Origin of the sequence: Mesorhizobium sp. Root695 (assembly GCF_001428185.1) — a bacterium.
Lineage (GTDB): Bacteria > Pseudomonadota > Alphaproteobacteria > Rhizobiales > Rhizobiaceae > Mesorhizobium.
This window is the reverse complement of the sequence record NZ_LMHO01000006.1, coordinates 92,949-117,788: the sequence shown is the minus strand read 5'-3', so window position 1 is coordinate 117,788 and position 24,840 is coordinate 92,949. Positions and strand designations below refer to the sequence as shown.

Annotated in this window: 27 protein-coding genes and 1 pseudogene; 12 read left to right on the top strand and 16 right to left on the bottom strand. The window is 60.0% G+C overall.

All coding sequences use genetic code 11. The features are described from left to right. Positions 1–290: 290 nt before the first annotated feature. Positions 291–986, top strand: a complete 696-nt coding sequence (locus ASD99_RS08305) for a hypothetical protein (protein ID WP_244497660.1) — start codon at positions 291–293, stop codon at positions 984–986. Positions 987–1,002: 16 nt separating this feature from the next. On the opposite strand, the pseudogene ASD99_RS35410 reads toward ASD99_RS08305, so the two are convergent. Beyond that, positions 1,003–1,167, bottom strand: a pseudogene (locus tag ASD99_RS35410) (DUF736 family protein); the annotation flags it as partial. Between the two features lie 359 nt (positions 1,168–1,526). Here ASD99_RS35410 and ASD99_RS08300 point away from each other — a divergent pair. Both ASD99_RS08300 and ASD99_RS08295 read left to right on the top strand, forming a co-directional pair. Continuing rightward, positions 1,527–1,850 carry a DUF736 domain-containing protein gene (locus tag ASD99_RS08300; RefSeq protein ID WP_006205585.1) on the top strand — a complete coding sequence of 108 codons (324 nt, stop codon included), beginning with the start codon at positions 1,527–1,529 and terminating at the stop codon, positions 1,848–1,850. Positions 1,851–1,908: 58 nt separating this feature from the next. Beyond that, positions 1,909–2,247 (top strand): hypothetical protein, encoded by a 339-nt coding sequence (locus ASD99_RS08295; RefSeq protein WP_057143279.1) that lies wholly within the window; start codon positions 1,909–1,911, stop codon positions 2,245–2,247. 117 nt (positions 2,248–2,364) lie between these two features. Here the strand turns inward: ASD99_RS08295 and ASD99_RS08290 are convergent, their stop codons facing one another. Together ASD99_RS08290 and ASD99_RS08285 are read right to left on the bottom strand one after the other, a co-directional pair. Continuing rightward, a complete protein-coding gene (locus tag ASD99_RS08290) occupies positions 2,365–2,772 on the bottom strand; it encodes a hypothetical protein (RefSeq protein ID WP_057143278.1) in 408 nt (135 codons plus the stop codon). Then, positions 2,769–3,449 carry a ParA family protein gene (locus tag ASD99_RS08285; RefSeq protein WP_057143277.1) on the bottom strand — a complete coding sequence of 227 codons (681 nt, stop codon included), beginning with the start codon at positions 3,447–3,449 and terminating at the stop codon, positions 2,769–2,771. Before ASD99_RS08285 ends, ASD99_RS08290 begins: the two co-directional genes overlap by 4 nt. 497 nt (positions 3,450–3,946) lie before the next feature. Between ASD99_RS08285 and ASD99_RS08280 the strand changes: the two genes are divergently transcribed. Continuing rightward, a complete protein-coding gene (locus ASD99_RS08280; protein WP_057143276.1) occupies positions 3,947–4,354 on the top strand; it encodes a plasmid mobilization protein in 408 nt (135 codons plus the stop codon). Continuing rightward, on the top strand, positions 4,351–6,585 hold the full coding sequence (locus ASD99_RS08275; RefSeq protein ID WP_057143275.1) for a relaxase/mobilization nuclease domain-containing protein: 2,235 nt from the start codon (positions 4,351–4,353) through the stop codon (positions 6,583–6,585). Before ASD99_RS08280 ends, ASD99_RS08275 begins: the two co-directional genes overlap by 4 nt. A gap of 66 nt (positions 6,586–6,651) precedes the next feature. Here the strand turns inward: ASD99_RS08275 and ASD99_RS08270 are convergent, their stop codons facing one another. Then, positions 6,652–7,182, bottom strand: a complete 531-nt coding sequence (locus ASD99_RS08270; RefSeq protein WP_082583191.1) for a helix-turn-helix domain-containing protein — start codon at positions 7,180–7,182, stop codon at positions 6,652–6,654. A 73-nt stretch (positions 7,183–7,255) separates the two neighbouring features. Further along, a complete protein-coding gene (locus ASD99_RS08265) occupies positions 7,256–7,936 on the bottom strand; it encodes a hypothetical protein (protein ID WP_057143337.1) in 681 nt (226 codons plus the stop codon). A gap of 122 nt (positions 7,937–8,058) precedes the next feature. Here ASD99_RS08265 and ASD99_RS31905 point away from each other — a divergent pair, with 122 nt between their 5' ends. Continuing rightward, complete coding sequence (locus ASD99_RS31905; protein ID WP_082583203.1) at positions 8,059–8,310, top strand: helix-turn-helix transcriptional regulator; 252 nt, start codon at positions 8,059–8,061, stop codon at positions 8,308–8,310. A 15-nt stretch (positions 8,311–8,325) separates the two neighbouring features. Here ASD99_RS31905 and ASD99_RS08260 read toward each other — a convergent pair whose 3' ends face one another. Together ASD99_RS08260 and ASD99_RS08255 are read right to left on the bottom strand one after the other, a co-directional pair. Continuing rightward, complete coding sequence (locus ASD99_RS08260; RefSeq protein WP_156388945.1) at positions 8,326–8,778, bottom strand: hypothetical protein; 453 nt, start codon at positions 8,776–8,778, stop codon at positions 8,326–8,328. A gap of 2 nt (positions 8,779–8,780) precedes the next feature. Next, entirely contained in the window at positions 8,781–9,125 is a 345-nt protein-coding gene (locus ASD99_RS08255; protein WP_057143273.1) for a hypothetical protein, read from the bottom strand. A gap of 29 nt (positions 9,126–9,154) precedes the next feature. Here ASD99_RS08255 and ASD99_RS33165 point away from each other — a divergent pair, with 29 nt between their 5' ends. Beyond that, positions 9,155–9,307 (top strand): hypothetical protein, encoded by a 153-nt coding sequence (locus ASD99_RS33165; RefSeq protein WP_156388944.1) that lies wholly within the window; start codon positions 9,155–9,157, stop codon positions 9,305–9,307. Between the two features lie 872 nt (positions 9,308–10,179). Here ASD99_RS33165 and ASD99_RS08250 read toward each other — a convergent pair. The 8 genes from ASD99_RS08250 to ASD99_RS08215 form a co-directional block, all read right to left on the bottom strand. After that, positions 10,180–10,944, bottom strand: coding sequence for a BtpA/SgcQ family protein (locus tag ASD99_RS08250; protein WP_057143272.1), 765 nt, complete (start codon positions 10,942–10,944; stop codon positions 10,180–10,182). A gap of 93 nt (positions 10,945–11,037) precedes the next feature. Next, on the bottom strand, positions 11,038–12,120 hold the full coding sequence (locus ASD99_RS08245) for an ABC transporter ATP-binding protein (RefSeq protein ID WP_057143271.1): 1,083 nt from the start codon (positions 12,118–12,120) through the stop codon (positions 11,038–11,040). Then, positions 12,113–12,673 (bottom strand): ureidoglycolate lyase, encoded by a 561-nt coding sequence (locus ASD99_RS08240; protein WP_057143270.1) that lies wholly within the window; start codon positions 12,671–12,673, stop codon positions 12,113–12,115. Before ASD99_RS08240 ends, ASD99_RS08245 begins: the two co-directional genes overlap by 8 nt. After that, entirely contained in the window at positions 12,670–13,173 is a 504-nt protein-coding gene (gene rbsD / locus ASD99_RS08235; protein ID WP_082583202.1) for a D-ribose pyranase, read from the bottom strand. Before rbsD ends, ASD99_RS08240 begins: the two co-directional genes overlap by 4 nt. After that, positions 13,148–13,963, bottom strand: coding sequence for an ABC transporter permease (locus ASD99_RS08230; RefSeq protein WP_244497659.1), 816 nt, complete (start codon positions 13,961–13,963; stop codon positions 13,148–13,150). The genes rbsD and ASD99_RS08230 overlap by 26 nt, the downstream gene beginning before the upstream one ends. 11 nt (positions 13,964–13,974) lie before the next feature. Then, complete coding sequence (locus ASD99_RS08225) at positions 13,975–15,204, bottom strand: ABC transporter permease (protein WP_082583189.1); 1,230 nt, start codon at positions 15,202–15,204, stop codon at positions 13,975–13,977. Positions 15,205–15,280: 76 nt separating this feature from the next. Further along, positions 15,281–16,399, bottom strand: coding sequence for an extracellular solute-binding protein (locus ASD99_RS08220; RefSeq protein WP_057143266.1), 1,119 nt, complete (start codon positions 16,397–16,399; stop codon positions 15,281–15,283). 42 nt (positions 16,400–16,441) lie between these two features. Next, complete coding sequence (locus ASD99_RS08215) at positions 16,442–17,413, bottom strand: carbohydrate kinase family protein (protein ID WP_057143265.1); 972 nt, start codon at positions 17,411–17,413, stop codon at positions 16,442–16,444. 246 nt (positions 17,414–17,659) lie between these two features. Here ASD99_RS08215 and ASD99_RS08205 point away from each other — a divergent pair, with 246 nt between their 5' ends. The 5 genes from ASD99_RS08205 (at position 17,660) to ASD99_RS08185 (ending at position 23,869) form a co-directional block, all read left to right on the top strand. After that, positions 17,660–18,667: a LysR substrate-binding domain-containing protein gene (locus tag ASD99_RS08205; protein WP_082583188.1), complete on the top strand. Its 1,008-nt coding sequence runs from the start codon at positions 17,660–17,662 to the stop codon at positions 18,665–18,667. 936 nt (positions 18,668–19,603) lie between these two features. Then, positions 19,604–20,671, top strand: coding sequence for an ABC transporter substrate-binding protein (locus ASD99_RS08200; protein WP_413813923.1), 1,068 nt, complete (start codon positions 19,604–19,606; stop codon positions 20,669–20,671). Positions 20,672–20,696: 25 nt separating this feature from the next. Further along, positions 20,697–21,818 carry an ABC transporter ATP-binding protein gene (locus ASD99_RS08195; protein ID WP_244497655.1) on the top strand — a complete coding sequence of 374 codons (1,122 nt, stop codon included), beginning with the start codon at positions 20,697–20,699 and terminating at the stop codon, positions 21,816–21,818. A 4-nt stretch (positions 21,819–21,822) separates the two neighbouring features. Continuing rightward, positions 21,823–23,055 carry an ABC transporter permease gene (locus ASD99_RS08190; RefSeq protein ID WP_057143260.1) on the top strand — a complete coding sequence of 411 codons (1,233 nt, stop codon included), beginning with the start codon at positions 21,823–21,825 and terminating at the stop codon, positions 23,053–23,055. A 4-nt stretch (positions 23,056–23,059) separates the two neighbouring features. After that, a complete protein-coding gene (locus ASD99_RS08185) occupies positions 23,060–23,869 on the top strand; it encodes an ABC transporter permease (protein ID WP_057143259.1) in 810 nt (269 codons plus the stop codon). Positions 23,870–23,915: 46 nt separating this feature from the next. Here the strand turns inward: ASD99_RS08185 and ASD99_RS08180 are convergent, their stop codons facing one another. After that, positions 23,916–24,809 carry a LysR substrate-binding domain-containing protein gene (locus tag ASD99_RS08180; RefSeq protein ID WP_057143258.1) on the bottom strand — a complete coding sequence of 298 codons (894 nt, stop codon included), beginning with the start codon at positions 24,807–24,809 and terminating at the stop codon, positions 23,916–23,918. Positions 24,810–24,840: the final 31 nt, after the last annotated feature.

The following is a 24,840-nucleotide window of genomic DNA, read 5'->3' as shown; positions in this document are numbered from 1 at the left end:
TTCTCTTTTCGGCGCCATGCGCTCGATCCAGTACGTGAGCCTCTGGCTGGCCGACAAAGACAACTAGCTCCAAGCGCGAAGCGCCACTAGCCAGATGCGCGTAGCGCCTCCGGCAGCGGCAAGGTCCGGGCGCGCCGGCCTGCGGCCGGCCGGGCTCTCGTCGCGGCGTCCCGCCGCTCCCCGAGCCGGCTTTGCCGTCTCGGCCTTCGGGTGACGATCCCTAGCGCAAGGTCAGGGGGAGAGGGCGGCCGGCGCGGGGCGGGGGACGCGGGAGAGAAGGGAAAGCCACCATGTCGATGATATTCATAGGCGGATCACGCGAGATATTCGAGCTGCCGGAACCTGCCATCGCTCGGATCGGCGCAATCGTTGCTGCCGAGCACGGCGTGCTGGTTGGCGACGCGCCTGGAGCCGATGCCGAGGCGCAGGGTCTGCTCGCCGGGTACAAGTACGAGCATGTCGGGGTCTTCCATGCCGGCAAGGAACCCCGAAACAATCTGAGCGACTGGGCCGCCTACCATGTTCCTTCTCCTGACGATGCCACAGGGGACTTTGTCCACGCCGCCAAGGACCGGGAGATGGCGCGGCGCGCCGACTTTGGCATGATGGTCTGGGACGGCGCATCACCCGGCACGGCCGTCAACGTGCTTCGGCTCGCGATCGCGAACAAGCCGTGCGTCATTTACGATCAGACCAGGGGCCGGATGGCGACGACGTACAATGTGGAGGACTGGTGTGCCATGCTCCGCCATGTCGATCCGGACATTCGCCGCCAGGTCGAAGCCCCGCATGATGCCGGACGAGCGTCTGGCGTTGCCAGAATGATGGATGCGGTCCTGCCGACAGCCGGGCGGGTTCAATCCGATATGTTGGTCCGGCTTCTCGTCGCCCAATCCACTTGTATGAGCGGACGGAGCCGGCCCCTTTTCCACGCGCAGAGCGCCGGGCGTTGTGCGGATGATCATCTTGACCCGTCTCGCCTCTGAAGCGGGTGCAAGCCTGCCGAACAACATCCTGGCTTGCCGGGTCATCCAACCTGACTGCGCGGTATCGTCCCGAGGGGCGTGAAGTTCGCTGCCAGCCGGCTCCGATCTCGAAACCGCTATGCCGCCATACCGAACGCGCAAGGCGGTCACGCGCCGGGCTGCTGTTCGATGTGTTGGCAATGCCGACGACATGACCCGAGAGGCTGCAGCATGTTCCTGCGATCCGCCAGCGTTGTGTCGGCGGTCTGGCGATGGCGGCCTGAGTTCTTTTCCTTCGGTCGCATCCGGGGCCATTCCCGTTTCATGTCGCCTTTGTAGACGACCGCCTGCTTTGTGCGGTCAACCCCCGTTGGGGGTACACTCGGCGAATATTCAGGAAAATTCGATTTCTGTTTTTGGTCTGCGGGCAGGCGAAGGGCCTGCCCGCAATTTTTCGGCAAATAGAATTTTCCAGAATTTTCGCCGAGATGACCGCAGCAGGACGGCCCTCTCCTTTGGCGCCATCGGGAATGGTCCCGATCCAACCGAAGGAGAACTACCATGGCCACCACGATCGCAAACCTCACCACCAAGGCCGACGGCTCGATGGAAGGCGTCTTCGCCACGCTCCGGGTCAATGCCCCGATCACCCTCATTCCGAACACCAACAAGTCGCGCGAGGACGCCCCCGACTACCGGATCGTCAACAAGCGCACGGGCTTCGAGATCGGAGCCGGCTGGCATCGCATCTCCCAGCGTTCGGGCGAGGAATACCTCTCGGTCAAGCTGGAAGCCCCGGAGATCGGCGTGATCTTCGGCAATCTCGCTCCCGCCCCCGGTGGCGAGGAAAACAAGAAGGTCATCCTCTGGAACAACCCCCAGTGAGGCATCGGTGGCCGGCCCCGCAAGGGGCCGGCTCCCCACCGGCCAAAAGGAGGTTGCAATGAGCCGCTATACCATCACTGTCACTGGTACCACCGGAAAAGTCCGCTCGGATCCAGACGCTGTCATCGGCTACGACCCGCCACTTCGAACCCACTTCCTTCAAGCGTTCCCGCACGAAGAAACCGACGAGCCCGGTCTTTGGCTCGGGACCCACGATCGCGCGTTCGAAACGCTTGAGGATCTTCACCGCGCTGCCATCTCACACGGCTACGACTTCATGCCGCTGTCGCCCGAACTGGCCGCAAAGCTGGCCGACGACAAAGCGGCAGCCAGCGGGCGTCCGGTGCAAAACGCAATCCTCGGCCAGGTGCTGAAACACCTCAACCAACCCAAGTAGGCAACACGTCTCAGGGCCCGCGACGGAGTGTTCCGTCGCGGGCCCTTTTTTTGCGCGTCGCAAAAGAGCCACGAACATCACCCGCTACAGCAAGAGACAGCGACTCCAAACCGCCGATTATTCCTTCGGCAGCTTGTGCTTATGAATGCGGATATAGTCCTGCACGGCCTTTCGCAGCAGTTCGGTCATGCTGTGCCCGTTGCTGATCGCCAGCAACTTGAACTGCCGCTGCTCCGCAGCCGTCAGGTAGTAGCCGCAGCGGATCATCTCCTCCTCGCGAATCTTCTTTCCGGCGATGGGGTCCCTTTTCTGACCCTGCCGCAGCAGCTTGCGGAAATCGGGCCCGACTGCCGGGGACGGCTTTGTCGGTACCTGCACCTGTGGCGCAGCTTGCTCCTTGATCCCTGACGTCTCGACCTTCGGCGGGATGAACATGCTGGGCAGCGCCGGCGGCTGCGTGGAGATCGCCTTCATCATGCGGGCTTTCTTGTCTTCACCGGGTTTCGGTGCGGTTTCTTCGCTCATGCCGCGTTCCTTGTGGCTGCGATGAAGGTTTGCAGAAGGTTGTCAAAGACCCCTTCACTCTCGGCAATCGCCTTCGCATCGGGCACATCGGGGCTGTAAAGGGTCTGCCCGGTCTGGAGGTCACGGTAGGCAACGCGATTGTGCAGGACGTGTTCTGCAATCGGCGTGCCGTTGGCCTGGATGATGGCGCGCAGTTCGGTCAGGGCTCGCGCCCTGCCATCGATGATGGTCTGCTTGGTCAGCACGAATATCGCAGGCAGCGGTCTCCCCCGGCTCTCGACCGCCAGCGGGATGTAGTGGTCGGTGATCTGGATGGCGGCGGTCACATCGTCGAGGGCAAAATAGACCGGCACGACGACGATATCGGCGGCGAAGAGCCCGGCCATGAGGTTATCGTTTGTGGTGCCTTCCGTATCGATCAAGACGACCGAGCGTTCACCGTTGTGGGTGGCTGCCGCGCGAAGGATTTCCTGCGGGGTCATCGCGCTCACCATCTGGAGCCTGTCAGGACAATTGCCAGCTTCGCCCAGCATCTGAAACCAACGGTTCATGTTCTGCCGCCGGTCGCCGTCGATGAGAGTGACCGAATAGCCCCTATGCAGCGCGACAGATGCGAGGGCACGCAGCATCGTCGATTTGCCAGTGCCGCCCTTTGGGATCGCAGCGGAGATGATCATGGGGGCCTCCTTCCGGCGTTGTCTCCTTGTCTCCATGTTAACATGGAGACAAGTCATCATGGACACATGAAACAAAATCACGGTCGAAACATCATGACATAGTCGATGGGGAAGCCTGGTTTGGCAACCCAGGCGCGCACAGATAAGGGCTCGCTAAAGATGCAGTTTTTGCGCAGCTGCTTTCGTCAGAAAAGAAGGTCCGGTGGCCCATCGACTGCGCATTTCCGAGTAAGCTTTGCCGGCTGCGCATTGGGCCCGATGTATCCATGTTAACATGGATACAAGTCGCCAACGCATCATAGACACATCGCATCAAATCACGATGGGAATATTTCGCCCGCGCTGCTGCCGCTGACAACTGGGCTAGTGAGAAGACGCGCCCATAACTCCCTTTCCTCGTTTTCTTTTCTTATTGGCAGGATAGCTTATTTTGTGATACACACAAAACAGGCGGCGCGGCCCTGGTGGGCCTTAGAGCCCGCAAGCGGGCTTGAGAGATGGATGCAGACGCCCAGAAACCAACGGCGAAGAGCGCGTCACGGCGCTATGGCGAGGTGACGCACATCCGGTTTTCGGCTGACGAGCTGGCCAGCCTCAAAGCCATTGCGGAGCGGGAGGGCGTAACCGTCAGTGAGGTCGTCCGGCGTCTGGTGCGGGCTGAGGCCGGACATCTGCCTGTCACGTCAGAGGCGTTGCGGCCGGCGATCGTGGACATGACCGTTCAGCTGCGACGCGTCGGCATCAACTTCAATCAGGCCGTGCGCGCCATGAACGACGGCCGAGTTGCCCAGGACGAGGATCTTGAACAGGCGTTGATCGCGGTCGGCGAGCTCGTGCGGCGGTTCCGCGACGAACTGAAGGCAATGACTGGCGGGTCCCGCAAGGCGAGGGAGGCCATGCCATGAGCGGTCGTCTTGCTGGCTATGCGGCCGAAATCGAACGCTATCTGCGGGGCGCTGCCGGCGTGAAGCGTGAGGAGCTGGACGACGACAAGTCACTGACGGGCGCCCGACGCGGGGCCAGCGAATTCCAGGCGATGAAGAGTTATGAGCGGACCGGTGGCGGCGGGCGCCTCGGGCAAGGACAAGCCGGCACGACTGTAGGTGGCGGCAGGAACGCCCCTCGTTCGTCGCCGGCAGGGACAGGAGTGATGGGGAGTTCCGTCTCCAGCGGGACTCCGAAGTTCATGGCTGCGAGCTCGCCCAAGGCCGCTAGCGCGCCGATCATGGTCTATGGCGCCACGCTCGCCGGTTTCCGGCCGGAAGAAGAGGAGGAAGACTGGAAGCGGCGCGGCGGCGGCGGCCGTGGTGCTGGTCACCCGAGCGGTACAGGACGGGCGACGCGGGTCGCTTATCAGGCGCGGGCCGTGGCGGCGAGGGCAGGCTATGCGGCGGGTGCGCAGCCTGCTGTCTTCAAGGTTATGCCCAATCCGCCATCGACCAAGGAAGCGGCGGCTCGGCTGCTCAATTACATCGGGAAGCGCGAAGACGAAAAAGGCGAGAAACACGACATCGAGATTTTTGACGAAGACGGACAGGTCCTTGCGACAGGCGGCGCACGAAAGGCGTTCCTGGAAACGTTTTGCGAGACGTTCGAACCGCCCTTGGAAAATACCAATTTTATCGAAGTTCGTTTCGAGCTCGCCAGCGAGGTCACCGGTGCCGCCTTGAGCGAGGCGTTGAATAAGGCCTTCGGCGCAAAACCGTTCATCTATGCACAGGATGGTCAGGCGGTGGAGGTATACGCGCACACCGATGAGCGGGCTGGACCGCTTGCGAAAGTCTTGGCCGGCGGTCGGGAGAATTCGCGCAGCAAGGCGCTCGACAAGATCGAGGCGCGGTTGTCCGAAGCCATGGGCGCGGCGGGGGTCGTCGCCAAGGCAGAGGTAACGGCGGCCGTGAGCCGGGAACCCAAGGCGAAATATTTCCTGCAGAAGTTCATCCGCACCCACAGCCAGGTTCGCCACGCAAATGGCGAGCCTGTGCCTGGGGCGAAGAATTCCACCAAGGCGGCGGCTTCGGTCTATGAACAATGGCGCCCGCAGTTTTCAGGGCGTGAACGCCGCAATGCCTATCACCTGCTTTTCTCGGCAAAGGCCGGCACCGATGCCAACGCCGTCATGGCCGCGGCGCGCGCCGTGCTCGAGGAGCGCGCGCCAGGATACAAGTTCGTCCTGGCGCATCACAAGGACACCAAGCACGTCCATATCCACGCGATGGTGCAGGCGCGCTCTGCCGACGGCGAACGCCTGAAATTCTACAAGCCAGATCTGGTCGCCTGGCGCGAGACCTTTGCGGAAAAAGCACGCGAGAGCGGCATTGCAATGGTGGCGACGCGGCGCATGGATCATGCGATGACGCGGCCCTTCACGAAGGAGCATGCCGGAGCCTACAGCCGCGCCCAGAGCGATCCGCGCTACCAGGTCAGCGCCAGGACGATCGAGCGGGTGGAGGCCAAGCGGCAACGCCGTTTGGATGGGCAATCCCTTGTCGTTAACGGCGATGCAATCGCTGCCGCATGGCAAAAGACTGTGACGACGATGCGGACCGCGGGCGTGGTCGGTCAGGCTCTCACAGCAGCGGAGTCGATCGGCAACAATTTTCTGCGGTTCCGTCGCGATCGGACAGGGGAGGCGCAGCCAGGTCCTGGCGTGGGTCGCGGGACTGATCAATTGGGGCAGAAGTCTTTCCTGTCCACTCCCGGTATGAGAGAATTGAATGCACTGATAGGAGATTTGAACATGGCGCAAACCCCCTTGGAAATGCGGCGTCAGATGGCCCGCGTCAATCAGGCTCTGGACAACATGCGCGAGACGCTGCCGCCGGCGCATCAAGGACAGTTCGAACAGTATCGTGAAGAGGTCAACGACAAGATGCACGACCGTCTCGCGCGGCTGCAATTCGAGCGGCAGCAACAGCGTCGTGGCGGTGGCAGTGGCGAGCCGATCCCCGAGCGCGAGGCGCGAGGGCAAGACCTTCCAACCCGGGACGATCCCCGCCAGCCGGAGCAGCCGCGCACCGGCACCGAGCAGGAGATGAGAGCCAAGCAGAAGGACGCCAACCAACAGAAGGCAAGGCAGTCGGAAGAGCAGGACCGCAAGACACAGCGCTCAAATGACAACGACTACGAGCGTTGAGCAAAGGTCGCTGCCGGTCTCAAGTCACCACCATCATTGAAACGGCCTGTATAACCTTGGCCGTTCTCACGCCGTCTTGTGTTCGGCCGACGCGGGTTCGTCGGCCGCCTCGCTGTCCTTCTTTACATCGAGGAAGGCCAACTCTTCCCCCAATGCGGCGATCAGGGCCGAGACGCGAGCGCGCACGCGTGGATGAAGATTCATCAAGCCTTCAATCAGGCGCCGGCCTTCCGAGCTGGCGATGAAATCTAAACGTTCGTCGACCGGCAGAGGTCGCGCCTCGACACTTGTCGGTTCGTTTCCCGGCAGTCCCTCGAAGAAGCGGCTGACGGGAACGCCAAGCGACTTGCCAATCTCGTAGAGCATGGACGCGCTCACGCGGTTCTTCGCGTTCTCATATTTTTGAAGCTGCTGAAAGCTGACGCCTATCGATCGGGCAAGTTGTGCCTGTGATACGTCAGACCGCACGCGAACCGACGCAATTTGCCTGCCGACATGCACATCAGCGGGATGGGACGCAATCGCGACTTCGGGGTTTGTCAACGCCTGGAAAATGCGCGGTCGTCCCTGGTTCGACAAAGTCTTTCGATGCGGCATCTGTCATTCGCCGGTTGGTGTGGCTTTTAGTTCCGGGAACCCTGGACACATGGGCCACAAGCTCCGAACCTTATTAGGTCAGAGAGGTTGATGCCAAGTCGACTGGCATCGGTCCTTCGCAGAGTTCGCTATGCCGAGCAATCCGGTCAATATCTTCGAGGGCCGAGCGGATCTGTGGCCAAGGAAACTCACCGCTATCCTCCCACGCCTCTCCTTCCTGCAGGACGGCATCAAGTTTGGCAGCCACACCGGCAAGAGTAGTAGCAGGGGTTTGGGATAATGCCTCAAGCAGGTCCTCCGAACGGTCGGCAGCCTCACGTTCAGCTTGCAACGCCGCTGAATAACCAGTCTCCTTAGCTGCTTCGTCCCAGCGGGCCTGATGAGCCGCAAGATCGGATTCGGCTTTGGCGCGCAAGGCAACGTCTTCTGGATCGAGCACGCCGTGGAGTGCCGCGAGTGAATGTAGCGTCACGCGCTCGCCGCCACGCAGCCGGATATTCATACAAGGGAATCCGACAGTATCGAGGAGCTTTCGCTCCAGGCGCTGTTGCTGATGGCACAGCTGTTCAGTCAATATGTTAGAATCCCGCCACTGGCGCCATACCGCTACCGAAGGATCCATGGTTGGACCTGTTTCGAAATCGTTGCGGTCAAGCCCGTTTCGCTTCCATCCCGCAACTGTTATTGCCGTTCCTGCAAGTAGCTGCCTGCGGGTGACGAGAGGCGAAGTCGTGGTATTGTCGGAATCAGCCATGGATGCGAGCTCCCAAACAGCTTGGTTGTGGTCAGGCCGCACTGCGTGTAGCGAGCACCTGTGCGCCAGCATCGTGGCGAAGCGTTATGTCACTTTTTGTGACGTATTCCAAGAGGAATGTCATGAAAAAGGACATATTGCCGGAGCAGCTGCGAGCAGCTCGAGCATTGCTTGACTGGACAAGAGAGGACTTGGCGAACGTTTCGGGCATAACGGTTCGCACACTTGCAAGGATTGAGAGTTCTCAAACGGTGCCTCGACAGGCGACTCTTGAAGCATTAGCCGCGGCTTTGGAAACGGCCGGGATTGAGTTCATCCCGGAAAATGGTGGTGGTCCAGGTGTCCGCTTGTCACGCCGCTCGAAACGCAACTAATCTTGCCAGTAGGGCTCAGGGAGCCTTCAGCTTTAGATGTTGGCAGTTTCTCTTTTTGTATTCCGCCGCTGCCCACTGAGACAGGTCATTCATGTGGCCGTGAGCCCCATCGATGTCCATGGCGAAAACAGACACAGCCCCAAGAATGTAGTCGTGGCTTGGTCCCCAATATGTGAACTGTCTCGGTATATTGAGAAACTCGCTGCCATTCACACGGCCCGCATCAGCCGCTGCAAGATATTGCCTACCAGCGGTGTATCCGACCTGACGGAGGCGCTTTCCCTCTTCTCCACCGTGTGGCATCGCGCTTGCATAGTAGGAACACTGGAAGGCAATCCAACTTTTGTTTGCAAGCGTAACAGTCGCTTCGTCACCGTAGGCACTCGATATCGGCCAAACCAGCACTGCTAACGAAAGTGGGCCGAAGCGGTTCATCATTTTCATCGCTGAAGTCTTCCAACGAGCCATGCCTAATCATCCTTGCCGACGTACCGCCCGGTGCCACCCTCGTACATCAGAGTGAACGCCGGCTTGCCCGCCTCGCGCTCGATGCCGAGCAGTTCAATTCGTCGACAGCGAAAGCCGTGGTCTTCAGACAGGGCTATCCTGTTGCCGTTTCGGTACTTGCCGTCCTTGCGCTCCCAAACCATGCCCTCCAGGCTCTTATCAATCGGGTGAAAGATCGCCGTCGACTCGCGAGGAAGCGCTTGCCTGAATTGGATGCACTGCGTCGCGGGGATCAGTTCGGCGAGGACCTGGCGTCGATCCTCGAGAGGCCTGTCCCGCAAGTCGTGGCACAACAGGTCGAAGGGCAACGAAATAGAGGTCCTGCTGGCGCCGAGTGATGGCTTTGCGCAACGCGCTGAAGTCAGGCAGGCCGGCCGTCATCGTCGAGCACGACGATCTCGCCGTCGATTGTGGTGCTCTCAACTTCGAGGTCGGCGGAAGCATTTGCCGGGTCGCGATTTCGCTATCCAATCGAGCCCGCGTCAAGTGAAGATGCGAACCCCGCCGGGATCCCAGACGACCTGCGATGACCCTCGAACTTGATTTCATGAATCCAATTGTCCCCTCAGGTGGCTTTTCGACCAGCTCGGGCATCATGGGAGGAATCAACGACAACCGACCATCGTTGGCATGCTTTAGGCATCTGAACCCCACGCAACGCATTTGATTCAAATATCGCGGGACTAGTTCCGTTCCATAGCTTTTACTGAAAAATCTGCTGAACTTCAGGTCGACCAGGGGGAACGACCCGAGAGCGGATATTGATCCTACCCCCGATAGCTGGCGGCGCAGAAGAAGCAGCGAAAGCGGGGTAGATATTCGGCGCTCTCCAGAACCGGGACTTCACCTTCATTCGCCTCTACATCCGCGCAAAGATGCAGATCTCGCGAGCCATCGCGTTAGTGGTGGTGATCGCCACCCCATGGTCGGGCACCCTAGCGTTGATGGCGGCCACAGGCCGCGCGGCTGACGTCGCGGACGTGCGCCCCTCACGGATTGTCTACTCTAAGGCCGACTTGATGATGCGCATCCACGTTGACGCCTGACTGACGTCGACAAGCTTCGCCCCGGCGGTTCCTCTCGAGTTGGCGGCGCAAATCCAACGAGACAACTCGATGATTGATGCGTCTGAAGCCCGGCGTTGCTTAGCGGACGGCCCTGTAGATTGTCGCGCCGCCAATCGGTATCCGCCGGCGAAACGCCGCCAGCGCCGTCGATCCCGGCGGAAATGGTGGTAAACTTGTCATGGTAGATAACCATCTCCCGTATTTGCGGCATCTATAGAAATATATCCATCCCAAATAGAATTTCATGCAGCAGTAAGACGTCAACGCTGTCGCATCGCGTTTTGAGAAAATCACATCAGATTTCGGTGGCAGCGACTTCGCCCCGCCTACGCACAAAGGTCATGAGTCGAGCCAACTTGGCCGGATCGAAGTTGTGAAAGTCGCCGGTATGATTGATCCCGGTTCCGATGATGAAACAGTCGATCATCGGCGCGAAAAGATGCGCATTTTCTTGTGTAAGGCCGGATGCAAGCGCCAGCGCGGCCTCGCCCGTGCCACGACGGAACGTTTCGACCTTGCTCAGTTCCGGCGCGTGTCCCGTGGCTATGCCGGAGGTTGTGACGACATCCATCCAGGAGGCGGCAATTCTGGCCGAAATCTCATAGTGCTCGGGCGCGACCTCCCGCTGCTTCTTGAAGCAGGTGCCGCCGAAATAGAGCCCGTCCCATGCCGATTTACGACGCACATCTGCGATGATCGCTGCTTCTTTCTGGTCCTCGGCATCGCTTGTCTCATCGATACGGGCGTCATCCGCCCAATAGGCGTCGACACGAATTCCCTCACGCTGCAGGTTACCAAGTATCGGGAAGGCGTCCTTGCCGGTGACCGCGAGGAAATTGACACCAATCCAGTATGCCGGGAATTGCCGACGTAGGGCGCGAACGACCGGGAGAAATGCTTCGACGGTAATGTCATGGTTGATCAGCAGCACGCCGGGAGCGCCTTCGTGCATCGCAATCCTGACATTCCGTTCCGCCTGTGCATGGTCAAGCACATGCACCACCGGAAGCACGATAGGGCCGGGCGATTTGAAGAGCCTATGAAATTCCAACCGGTTCATTTCGATATCCGTTCGTTCCTGGATTTGAAGACGAGTTTCGCCGCGCCACTGAATGCATCGGCAGCGAAAGCATGCGTGACGATCAATCGCTTGCTAAGTGGCCACGACCTGAGGCGCCCGGGTCGTCCAGCCGAATTCTATCCGGTCGGCTGGTCCCGGAGGTCTGGCATCGCCAAAGAAGTTGTGCTTGACGGTGAAATTCGGGTTTCCGGGGAGGTCGATCCGCAACCGCGTATGGTCGCCCAGGAAGATGGCATCGGCGACCTCGACGACATATCTGTTTTCGCAGCTTGCTGCCGCCGGTCCCACCAGCACTCGTTCCGGCCGCAAGTAGACGAATACCGATGCGCCCACTGCCAGCCCTGGCTGCGGCCGGGATCGGATGACGAGCCCGGTGTCAGTCTTGACGGTGCAGCCGTCTTCTCCCGAGGCCACGATCGTTCCAACCAGACGGTTGTTCTCGCCGACGAATTCGGCCACGAACGCGCTCTCAGGCCGGTCGTAGATCTCTCTGGGAGGCGCGCATTGCAGGAGCTTGCCATCGTTGAATACCGCCACGCGATCGGACATGGTCATCGCTTCGGCCTGGTCATGGGTAACATAGACCATGGTGACGCCGGTTTCCCGATGGAGTTGCTTCAGTTCGAGTTGCATAGTCTCGCGAAGTTGACGGTCCAGGGCGCCCAGCGGTTCGTCGAGAAGAACGACGCTTGGTTCGAAGACCAGTGCGCGGGCGAGCGCGACACGCTGCTGCTGGCCGCCGGACAATTCGGTCGGACGGCGTTGAGCGAATGCATGGAGTTTGACCATTTCGAGCCCTCGCTGGACCCGCCGTGCTATCTCAGGCTTCGGTAGTCGTCGGGCCTTGAGCGGGTAGGCGAGGTTCTCGGCAATCGTCATGTGAGGAAACAGCGCGTAGTTCTGGAATACGACGCCGATGTTGCGGCGGTGCGGCGGTATGCCGTCAATGGGCCGGCCGTTGAGGAAAATGTGTCCGCTGCTCGGCGATTGCAGCCCGGCGAGCATCATCAAGGTGGTCGTCTTGCCCGATCCGGACGGTCCCAGAAGCGACAAGAACTCACCGCGGCGGATGTCGAGGTCGAGATCCTTCACCACGGTGAGACCGCCATAGGACTTCGATACGCTCTCGTAGCGGCCGATGATGTCGTCAGTCATGTCGGTCACCTGCGTTCTGTGCCTGCGCCGTATGGTCGGCGCGCGGACGCAGGATCGTCCGTCTGGCCAATTCTACCCATCCCCGCCGGCCCTCGCTGTCCTCAGCCTTGCGTCGCTGGGCAACATAGAAATAGGAAGCCTCGCCGTTCAGGCCGAACGCCGCTGCGTGCCATACGCCTGCGTTCATCACAAGCGCGCTGCCGGGTTTGAGGACAAACGCCCGCGCGGTCCGGCCGTCGGGCCGCTCGACGCCGGAGGCATCTTGGATGCCATACGCCACGATTTGCACAATTTCGCCGCAAACTGGGATGATGAGTTCCGTACCCGGTTCGCGCTCCATTTCTGTCACGTCGGGCATCGAGTCTGCCGCCTGGACAAAGCCGACCCATTGCCTACCCTCGCTGAGTTCTGCGCAGCCTTCCCAACATTTCCACCACTCGCCGTCGCTGCTCGGACGAGCAGTGCCGAAGAGAAGCGCCTTACTGAATCCCGCGGCGGCTTCGGCGGTGAGGTGCTCGATCTGTACCTCTTCAATGTCTCTGACGGCGCTCATAGAGTTTGGCTCCAGCGTTTGAACGCGAGGCCAGCCACGATCACGAGATTGCAGTAAGGAATGCATTCGCCTGTGCGAATGATCCCCTTCGCCGACCTCGCATGCTCCTTGAACGTAGCATGCGGCTCATGGTCGATGACGATCTTCTCGCCCTGTGCGCGTTCGGTCGCCGCTATGATGCGTTGCACCTCGGCATGAACCTCCGGGCCGTGGTTTTGCATTTCGGAATCAACGATGACCCGCTCGATAGAGAGTTCTTCGGCGATGACCGAAAACACCTCGGTCAGCCGCGGGATACCGTGAGTGAGGCAGATATCGTAGCGAAGGTCCTTCGGGATCGGCCATCCAGCATCGACGATCATGATCTTGTCCGAATGGCCGAGATCCCCGATCAGGGCAGTAAGGGAACCGTTGAGCAATGTACCTTTACGCATGTAGTTCTTTCCGTTTCCGAGCGCGTGATGCGCGCGTCTGTTAGGCTTTCCTGGTATTTTGTGCATATGCGTCGCTGCGCCGGCGCATTATCTCGCTCAGGATCAGGATCAGGACCGCGAAGCACACGAGTATAGTCGCGACGGCGAGAAGCGCCGGGCTGAGGTGTTCGCGCAGACCGATCAGCATCTGGATCGGGACCGTCTTCTGGTTGTAGGCGCCGATGAACTGGATCACGACGACCTCATCGAGCGACGTCGCGAAGGCAAAGATCGCGCCGGCGATCACTGCAGGCCGGATCAGCGGCAGCGTGACCTTTCTGAAAGTGAGTAACGGGCCTGCGCCGAGCGTCGACGATGCCGCCACCAAACTCCAGTCGAACCGTTCCAAGCTGGCCCGGATGGTAATGACGGCGACCGGCGCGGCCAGGACCGTATGGGCGATGATGACGCCGGTATACGTCCCGATCAACTTCAGGTCGGAAAACGCCGCATAGATTCCGCCTGCCGTCACGACGATCGGGACGATCTGAGGCATCAGGATCAGCGCCGTCCAAAGGCTCTTCATCGGAGTTCCCACCCGAGACAGACCCAGTGCAGCGAGCGTTCCGAGCACGGAGGACAGCAGGGCAGCGGACACTCCAATAAATAGGCTGTTCTTCAACGCCAGGATCCAGTCCCGATCGTGGATCACCTCAAGGTACCACTTGGTCGAATAGGCGGACGGATCGAGTGCCACCATCTGCGGCGTGTAGATCATATACTGGCCAGAGGTGAACGACAGCGGGACAATGACTAGAAGAGGCAGGGCTAGAAAAGCCAGCCCGAGCATGACCCAGATCTTGATGAGATGCTTCACGATGGCCCCCGCTATGCTTTCCGTGCCGGCTTCGGCGTCATAGCGCGAAGCAGTAGGGCGGCCGCGCCGATCACCAGAAGCAGCATCGTGGAGAGCGCCCCTGCCAAGCCCCAGTTGAGCGATTGGGAGAAGTTGTATGCGATCAGGTTTCCGATCAGGCTTCCGCTCGGCCCGCCTACCAGTTCCGGCGTCAGATAGAAGCCGAAAGACAGGACGAAGATGAGGATGCCTCCGGCAAGCACGCCGGGAAGTGTCTGGGGCAGATAGACCGAGAAAAAAGCGCGCAAAGGGCTGGCGCCGAGTGTAAGGGCCGCACTGAACAGCGATGGCTGCACGCGGCTCATGACCGCATAGGTCGGCAGTATCGCGTAGGGCAACAGCACGTAGGACATGACAAGCACGGTCGCGAACAGGTTGTTCAGCAGCTGAGGGCGGCTCGCGGCATCGACCAACCCGCTTGAGACAAGGATGCTGTTGATGACGCCGTTCGATTCAAGCAGGACCTCCCAGCTGGCTATGCGGGCAAGAAGCGGCGTCCAGAAGGGCAGAAGGACCAGTCCCATGGCGCAGGTGAAGACCAGGCCGCGAGCCTTCGAAAGATAGTATGCGATCGGATAGCCGACGAGCGTACAAACGCTTACCACGAAAAGCGCCACGAAGATCGTCCGCGACCAGAGGCGCAGATATATCCGCTGCCCTTCTGGCTTCGCCTCGACGGAAAACGCTGCGGAGGGGTCGGATGTCCTCATATCGAGCGCGTTCAGATAGTATTCCGGAATGACGGAGTGGGTTGCCAGGCTTATCGCGCGCCACGTCTTGGGATCGCCCCAGTGTTTGTCGAACGCAACGAAACCAGCCCGGTCGGGCTCGATCTTGCCGAGTTGAGCGGCGGTTTTGCGAACCAAGCTGTTCATGCCGCCTTCGAAGAAGTTCAATCTTGCGGCCAGCTTCGCGACCCCTTCCGGATCGTGTGCAAGATCCTGCCCGAATGCGGCAAACGCTGCATCGTCAGGAACCGGCCCAGCCGGATGGTCCCTGATTGCCTGCGCCGTCCGGGACAGCGCGTCGGCGACATTGGTGTTGTCCACGCTGAGCAAAGCGAACCGCAGTAGCGGCAATACCAGGAAGAGCATCACCAGAAGAACGAGAGGTGCGATCAGGCAAAGGCCGATGGCAGACGAGCGCTTTGAGCGCCACGGCATCGTTCTCGCTGGGGGCAGCCGGAGGGAAGTTTCGGCCATTGTTCAGCTTCTCCCGGGAGGGATCTGCCGAAGGGCCGAACGTATCCGACGCTTCGGCAGATCGTTGCAATGCAGATCAGAGGCCGGCTTTCCAGGCGGTCCAGCGCTCGGTGACTTCATCCTGATGGTTCTGCCAGTAGTCGACACCCATCTCGATGTAGTTCTTCATGTTGTCTGGAGCGGTCGAGAGATAAGGCCCCACTGCTGTCTTGCCGTCTTCCGACCAAGGCTCGTTCGCCAGAATCTTATCGACCGCCGACTTCCGCCACGGAGCATAGGGAATGTAGCGGGCGGTTTCCGCGATCTGGTCTGTCGAGGTGGCGAATTTCAGGAATGCCTTCACTGCGTCGAGATGGGGAGTGCCCTTTACGACCGCGAAATTCTGGAAGTCCATGATCTGGCCGTCCCACACCTGCTTTATAGGAGCATTTTCCTTCACGACCGCGTTGAAGAACCGGCCGCTCCAGCCGGTGGACATGACCACTTCGCCCTTGGCCAGCAACTCCGGCGGTTCGGCGCCGCCGGTCCAGAATACCAAGCCGCCGTTCGGGTCGTCGTGCAGGACCTTCAGCTTGGCAAGCGCGCGGTCGACGCCGGCCTCGCCCGACTCTTCAAGATACCTGTAAACTTCCTTCGGAGCGACGCCGTCCGCCATCAGTGCCAATTCGATCGCCTGAGTCGGACTGCTCCAGATGCCACGCTTGCCGGGGAACCGCTTGGTGTCGAAATAGTCCGCGACCGCGGCGGGCTGCTCTCCGGAAAATACCTTGTCATTATACGCGAAATCCCAGGAATAAAGCACCGTGCCCACGGAGCACTCATTGGTACGCTTGACCTGGTAGTCGTCCACGGTAGCGCCGTTCAGGGCCGGTTCGGTAATCTGCTTGAGATCGACTTTTTCGAAGATGCCTTCGGCGCAGCCCGTATTGGCCTCCGCGCTGTTCACGTCGACCACATCCCAGGTGACATTGCCGGATTCCACCTGCGTGCGGATTTCTCCGAGGCCGCCCGAATATACGTTCCAGTTGATCTTGTTGCCGAGCTTCTCGTAGGCCTTGCCGTAGCCGAGCTCCTGGCTGCGTTGGTAGGAACCGCCGGTCGAAGTGACATTTACCTCGGTGGCCTGCGCGAGGCAGGTGGCGGCGATAAGAACGGCTGCGGCCGTACCGGCCAGCGGCGTGGAATTCCTTTTCATGCGCTTCCCCTTTTTCAAACTCTCTTGACCGTGCTGCCTTCGTTAGACCGGAAGCGCAGAGGCAGCGTCTGCCTGCTCCAGGTTTCTCAGAAAATCCTCGACCACTTCGACGCTGGCGCGGCCGCTTCGCGGGCCGATCATTGTTGTCGAGCGGGCGGCGGCCAGGTTTGCGAACCGGGCCGATTGCTCTATCGACTGGCCGCAGGCTCGGCCGAAAAGGTAGGTTGCATTGAACGTATCGCCGGCACCCAGCGGGTCGATTGCCGGGATACAAAGACCCGGAATCCTTATCTTTCCGGCACACGAGGCGACAACGCATCCATCCTTGCCAAGGGTCGTGATAACCTCGCCGCCAGTTGCAGCCAATAAGTCCGCGATCGCCGCATCGCTTGTTTTCACACCTCGGAACTTGGTCAAACTCTCGTCGTTGAAGGAGAGAAAATCGGCGAAAGAGAAAGCCCACCAATCATCATCTGTCGAACGGAACGATTCCGCCTCGACATCTATGAAGAGCTTGGCCCCTCTGCCTCGCGCCTCCGCCATGATATTTTCGATATCTGGAATGCGCGTCAGATGGGCAATAGTCGAGTAGATGTACTTGGCGCCGGTAAAAACCGCTCGTTCCTGCGCCGTCAGTTCAAAGGCATAACCTGGATCGACGATAACCAGGGTCTTCTCGTTTCCATTGGCTTCGCTCAAAAAATTGTATGCGTAGGAGTTCCTGAACTCCGGCGAGCGTCGAATGTAGCGCGTGTCGATCCCGGCTTTTGCCAATTCATCCAGAATGGGATCGGCGTCTTCGTTGTCCTCCAGCGGGCCCATTAAAACGGGCGGACGGCCGTAGCCGGCAAAGATTGTGGCGGCGTTCGGGATCATCCCGCCATACACGCGTCCGACGGGCTGTGCGTTGATCTTCTGACCCTCGGCAGGCCAATAGGCGCAACGAAGATAGTGATCGACGGCATGGCTGCCGAAAAACACCACCGTGCCGTCGCTAATAACCGTCTCGGACATGCATTCCTCGTTTGATCGGGGGGACTGGGCATCAGGAAGAGACGTTGCCCATGTCGCTCTTGCCCTTACCCTTGGTCGAAAAAAAGGACGGCAACAAGCGCGAAGAGTTAACGGTTGCCGTAAGCAGGGCTTACGGCGGAACAGTTCCAGTTGTCTACGCGCCGGCGTCTCTATCCGCCACGTTCCTTTTTTCTGATCGGACTGCGCTGGACACGTAAGCCATCTGCCATATAGGGTAATTTTACAGTGGGGTTAGATCAAGTTACTGCACCTGTTTGTTGCGCTGGGAAGGGTTTCAACATCTCGCTCACACATTTCTCGCTCACGGCGCTGCGAACCTTCGAAGTCGCATGCCGCTATTTGAGTTTCACCAAAGCGGCGGACGAGCTTTTTCTGACACGCAGTGCCGTAAGCCAGCAGATCAGCCAGCTGGAGAGCCAGCTCGGTGTGCAGTTGTTCCATCGTATGAACAGCAAGTTGGTGTTGTCGCGCGAGGGCGCGTCGCTCGCTGGCGCCGTGCGAAAATCCTTGCTGAACATCGAAGGTGCGCTCGACAGCATTCGTTCCAGCGATATCTCCGGCAAGCTTGTCATAGGATCCCTGCCGTCCTTCGGCGCCAAATGGCTCGCGCCTCGTCTCAGGCAGTTTGTCGACCTCCATCCCAATGTTGAGGTCCGCCTCCTGTCTTATGTGAGCCTGGACGACGTCATCGCCAACGGTGTTGATATCGCCATCAGTTTCGTGCGGGAGCGTCAATCCGGGGTGTGCCAGGAAATCCTGCTTCAGGATGAGATCTGGCCGATTTGCGCGCATTCGATCCTACGACAGGGCGATCCGGTCGGCATGACCGAAGACCTGTCGGCCTATCCGATCCTTCATACGACGCTTGAGGGCTTGGATTTTGGCGCGAGCTGGGACGAGTGGCTTGCAGCGCTCAACCTGCCGGCCTTCGCCTCGCACCGATCTTTGTCATTCTCGCGCGCTTACATGATGATCGAGGCCGCGTTGCAGGGGCAGGGCATAGGCATCGCGATGCGTTCCCTCGTAGAGCAGGATATCCGCGCCGGCAGATTGATGCGGCTCTTCGGCTTTGATGTAAAGGCAGCCAAGCTGATCGCTATCTTCTATCCTGAAGCCGCCGAAAACCGCCCCGCCATCAGGGCGTTTAGCGACTGGATCCACGGCCTTGTGAAGGTCGAGCGATCCGCCTCCAATCCTGCCGTCGACAACGAATGCAGCGTTGCTGGGCGATGACAACTAACACGTTCAGCGAAGGAATATGGCTGCGAATGTTAGGCATCCTGGAGGCGGACAAGAAATTGAATGTGGCAGAGACGCTCTTCGCGGCACTACACTAGCTGATTTGGAAATCCATCATGGGATCCCTATCAAGGGATGCAAATCGCTGTCGGAATTCAAACAGATATAGGGTCGCATCTTCGTCCGGCCGGCCGGGCCAGTTTCTTCGAGCGCATTGAAAGCCAAAAGGTACAAAGTCTGAGGACTGCCCTGTACACAAAAAGCGTCCGACTTTCGCACAGTGCCTAGCCATTCATTTGGCGCAAGGCAGGCGCCGAGAGGTCCATACTCTTACGGCCTCCCTCTGATCGAACCGCTTGGCCAGCTGCAGTCAAGCAGTCTTGAGGGGCGGAATCGTAAGCTCACGCTTGAAGTGGAGGGCGGCAGGATTGACCAACTCATGCGGTCTGGGCAGAGGCGAGGGACACGGGCTTGGACGGCAAGCTCCAAAGGGAGCGGTTCGCGAAACTTGGATGGTTTATGATGGCAGCTTCGAGCTATATACCAAAGTGGACTTCCGCATGTACGAAACCGTCAGGACATCTTTAGTGACGAGCTTGCAGCCAAGGCAAGAGGGAGCGACGTAGCGGTCGTGCTCGATCGCTGAACGGCTGCGCAGGCTGATAATCGTCTCCTGCCGCTCCGGGGCAGGTGGTGCGAGGCCCACGAAGTTCCACGCCCAGTACGCTGCCCGGCGCCTCGATTCCGCTGATGACCAATTTCGCGCCTTGCATGTAACTGCAGTATGGCCCGGGCTCAGGAGGTTGCGTGGCGATAACGCTTTCTCATCGAGTCATGCAATGTACTTATTTGCCGTCGCGCCGTTGCGAAATTAGCGTGCTGCATCGGCCAAGGCTCACTCAGATGACGCCCGCGCCGTGTTTCCAACCAATGGGAGTGGCGGAAATGAGACATCGCTTAATAGGTCGCATAGTGACCCTGTCGCTGGTGGCGCTTGCGCCACTTTGTTTGAATGCAGCGCGAGCGCAAGACACGCTTTCAGTCATGAGTTTCGGTGGCGCTTACCAGGAAGCGCAGCGCAAGGCCGTTTTTGAAACCTATGCCGCCCAGACGGGGACCAAGATCGACGAGCAGGAATACGGCGGCGAAATCGCCAAGATCAAGGCGATGATCGAATCCGGCAATACCACCATCGATGTCGTCGACGTCGATGCGCCGACGCTGCTGCAAGGATGCGACGAGGGCATTTTCGAAAAGATCGACTGGGCGAAAGTCGGTCCGCAGGACGATTGGATCAAGGGTACCACCTCGGAATGCGGCGTCGGCACGATCGTTTATGCGACGATCCTTGCCTTTGACGGCGCCAAGCTTCCGGACGGACCCAAGACGATCAAGGACTTGTTCGACACCAAGAAGTTTCCAGGCAAGCGCGGCCTCTGGAAAAACCCGGCAACCAACCTGGAATTCGCATTGCTTGCCGACGGCGTGCCGCCTGACCAGGTCTATCAAACGCTGTCGACACCTGCGGGTGTGGACCGGGCCTTCGCCAAGCTCGACACGATCAAGGACAGCATTGTCTGGTGGGAAGCCGGCGCGCAGGCACCGCAGTTGCTCGCTTCGGGTGAAGTGACGATGACGACTGCTTGGAATGGCCGCATCTACAACGCTAACAAGGAAGGCAAGGATTTCCGGATCGTCTGGGACAACCAAATCCTCGATTCCAATTATTGGGTCATACCAAAGGGTGCCAAGAATCCCGATGGATCTCTTGCCTTTATTAAATACGCAGTTGAGCCCAAGGTGCTCGCGGGCATCACCAAATACATTCCCTACGGCCCGGTGCGGAAATCGGCGGCCGAGTTCGTGGCGCCGCAGGACGCCAAGAGCCTGCCAACAAGCCCACAGAATCTGACGGTGTCCCTGACCCTCGACAATGGGTTCTGGGCCGACAACGGAGACGAAATACGCAAGCGGTTCACGACCTGGCTCGCACAGTAACGAGGACTTCCGGAGGAGAGCATCGATGAACTTTTCCCAGCGAATGTCACTTGCAACGGACAAACCAGTCGATGCGCTCGTTCGGTTCGAGGACGTAAAGAAATCCTACGACGGCATCAACTTCGTCGTGAAGGACCTCAACCTCGACGTCCTCCGTGGCGAGTTCCTGACCATGCTGGGGCCGTCCGGCTCCGGCAAGACCACGACGCTGATGATGCTGGGCGGTTTCGAGCAGCCCACGCTCGGCCATATCAGGCTCGACGGCAAGCCGGTCGAGCGGTTGCCGCCGGAGAAGCGCAACATCGGCTTTGTGTTCCAGAACTACGCGCTGTTTCCACATATGACGGTGGCGGAGAATGTAGCGTTTCCGCTCCGCTATCGTGGCATCACTGGCGTGGCCGCGAAGGAAAGGGTCCGTCAGGCGCTCGGCCGCGTCAGTCTCGACGCGCTGGGCGATCGTCGTCCGGCGCAGCTTTCGGGGGGGCAGCAGCAGCGTGTCGCATTGGCCCGCGCTCTCGTGTTCGAGCCCTCGCTGGTGCTGATGGACGAGCCCCTCGGGGCGCTCGACAAGCAACTGCGCGAACGCATGCAGATCGAAATCAAGCAGCTCCAGACCTCGCTCGGCATCACCATGGTTTACGTTACCCATGACCAGTCCGAAGCGTTGACCATGTCGGACCGCATCGCGGTGTTCCATGACGGGCGGATCCAGCAGCTCGCGGATCCGGCAACCCTGTACAACGAGCCGGCCAACCGCTTCGTTGCCTCCTTTATTGGCGAGAACAACTCGCTGCCATGCCACCTGATCGCACGTGAAGGGGGCCTGGCCGTCGTGCGCATGGCCGACGGCACGACGTTGAAGGCTGCTGACGCCAACGTGTCCGGCGCCGGCACGGACATGAGCATATCCATACGGCCGGAGAACATTTCGCTGGCAGGCGAGGGTGTCCGTGCCGATCTCAACCGCTTCTCGGGCAAGGCCCGCGACGTCTTCTTCCTCGGCGACCACATGCGGTTGTCGGTCGAGGCCTTTGGTGGCCAGCTCGTCACCGCGCGCATTCCGGCGCGGCAGGCGCGACATTTCGAGCTGGGCGATGATGTTGGCCTCGAATGCGGCATTTCCGAATGCCGTCTGCTGGAGGTGTGACGCCATGACCGTAGCGGAAATAGACCGCGTCAACATCTTTATGGCCGTCCGTCGGGCCGAGAAGCCCGCCCGGCGTGCCGCGCTTTCGCTGGCCCTGCCGCTGATCGTCTTCCTGGTGGTCGCATTTGTCGCTCCAATCCTCTACCTGCTGGTCACGGCAGTAGGCAATCCGGAGACGCGAGAGGTGCTGCCGCGCACGTTGGTCGCCCTCGAAAGCTGGAATGGCGTTTCAACGCCGGATGAGCCGGTCTACGCCGCGCTCGCCGCCGACTTGAAGATCGCCAAGGACAACAGTACGGCCGCCTTGCTCGGCAAGCGTCTCAACTACGAGATTTCCGGCATGCGCAGCCGCGTGCTTGGTGCAGCGCGGATGGTCGAAAGGCTGGATACGGGTCCGTACAAGGAGAAGTTCCTCGAGCAGAACGCGGATTGGGGCTCGCCGGAAACCTGGGCGATCATCAAGCGCAACGGTGGTTCTTTCACGCCTTACTATCTGCTGACCGCGCTCGACCTCCAGCAGGCTCCGAACGGGTCGGTCGAACGCGTCAAGGGTGATCAGGCGATCTTCCTCGACGTGCTGGCGCGTACGCTGTTCGTCGCGGGGCTGGTGACACTGTTTACCCTTATCCTGGGCTACCCCGTCGCTTACGTGCTGACCATCGCTCCCAAGGCAATCGGCGGCATCATGATACTGATGGTGCTGCTTCCCTTGTGGACGTCGCTGCTCGTGCGCACCACGGCATGGGTCGTGCTGTTGCAGTCGGATGGTATCATCAACGACGTGCTGATGACTTTGCATCTGACAGGCGAGCGGCTTCAGCTCATCTTCACGCGCGTCGGAACCGTCATCGCGATGACGCACATCCAGTTGCCCTTCACCATTCTGCCGATCTATAGCGTCATGCGATCAATTCCCGCCACGCAGCTCAGGGCGGCCCGCTCGCTCGGGGCTCCGCCATCTTCCGCCTTCTGGCGCATCTACGTGCCGCAGACGATGCCTGGCGTCGTTGCCGGATGTCTTATGACGTTCATACTGTCGCTTGGCTACTACATCACGCCGGCGCTTGTCGGTGGGCCACGCGACCAGATGGTGTCCAACTTCATCTCGGTCTACATCAACCGCGATCTCAACTGGGGTTTGGCCGCCGCCCTCGGTGTGGTCCTGCTTTTCGTGACACTTGCCATCTACCTGTTGTTCCTGCGCCTCGTTGGCGCCGACAAGATCAAGCTGGGGTGACGCCATGTGGCTGCCTTCTTACGCGACGCCGTCCGAACGCCTGATGCGCACGCTGGTGGTGGCGTTCGCCATCGCCGTGTTACTGTTCTTGATTGCACCGCTGTTCATCATCGTGCCGCTGTCCTTCTCCAAGGACCCGTTCTTCACGCTGCCCGTGCGGGAGTATTCCCTGCGCTGGTATGCCGATTTCTTTGGCAATGCGCGCTGGATGAACGCCATCTTCAACAGTGCCGTTGCGGCGGTGATGACCACGATCCTGGCCACCACGCTCGGCACGTTAGCGGCGCTCGGCATCTCGCGCCCCAATTTCCCGGCGCGGCGGCTGATCATGGCATTGCTGATCTCGCCGATGATCGTACCGATCGTCATCGTGGCTGTCGGGAGCTATCTCTTCTTTGGCCAGTTCGGCCTGACGAACACGCGCACCGGACTCGTCCTGGCGCATACCGCACTGGCGACGCCTTTCGTGGTCATCACGGTGACGGCAACGCTTGCCACCTATGACACAAACCTGACGCGGGCGGCGTTGAGCCTTGGCGCATCGCCGTCGTCGGCGTTCTTTCGCGTCACGTTGCCGAGCATCATGCCGGGTGTGGTGTCCGGCGCGATCTTCGCGTTTGCGACCTCGTTCGACGAGGTGGTCGTTGCGCTGTTCATGACCGCGGCCGAACAGCGCACGCTTCCGGTGCAGATGTTTTCCGGCATCCGTGATCAGATCAATCCGACCATCATGGCTGCCGCGACGCTGTTGCTTGCGTTGTCGATCATCCTGTTCGCGATGCTGGCCCTGCTGACCCGGCGTCGCGTGAAATAGCCGGCCGGGCCACTGCCTTTCTTCGGACTGGATTCCGAAGTCGTTCTCAGCCGACCTTGGTGGTGCCTTCCCCTGCGACGAACATATCGGCAAATCGGGCGGCAAAACTCTGCGCCACGGTCGACCGCTTGCGGTCGGGACTGACATAGATGCCGACTACGACATCGGCCAGCCGGGGCAGGTGGAATGACGGTTCGATGATCCTGAGTTTCGCCGGAATGATCCGGCGCGCCAGCACCGTCACGCCGAAGCCGGCGCCCACGGCCGCCTCCAGGCCGGCAAGACTTGGGCTCGTGTAGACGATCTCGAAATTGCGGCCGTCGCGCTGCAGCGCAGTCAACATGTTGCGACGGTACAGACACCCCTCGGGATAACAGACAATGCGTAGTTCGCCTCGCTCTGCTAGATCCTCCGCCAGATCGGGAGACTGCGCTCCACAGACCCAGGCCAGCGTCTCCTTCCAGGTCATGAACGCACCTTCGGAAGGCCCATCCGGTGTCATTGCCACAACAATATCGAAGAGGCCGTTGCGCAGGCCTTGCAGCAGATTGTGCGACAGGTCACAGACGACGTCGAAGGTAAGGTCGCCGCCGTCGAGCGCCAGGCTGGCCATCAGCTTGGGCAGGAAATGATCGGCGTAATCATTAGGAATCCCCAGCCGCAGCCGGCCCTTGCTGTCGCGCTTGGATAGCTTCAGCATCATGTCGTCGTTAAGGGCCAGGATCTGGCGCGCGTAGCCGGCGACAAGTTCACCTTGCTCCGTGATTTGTGCGCCGCCTTCCTTGGCGAAGAGCGAGACGCCGAGCAATTCTTGAAGCCGCTTCATCTGCAGGCTGATCGCCGGTTGCGTGCGGCCGAGCTTTTCTCCCGCCCGCGTATAGCCACGCAGGTCGATAACCGTGATGAAGGCGCGGAGAAGGTCGGTTGGGATGCTGCGCATGGTTAGCTCCACATTCACCAATTAGATCACG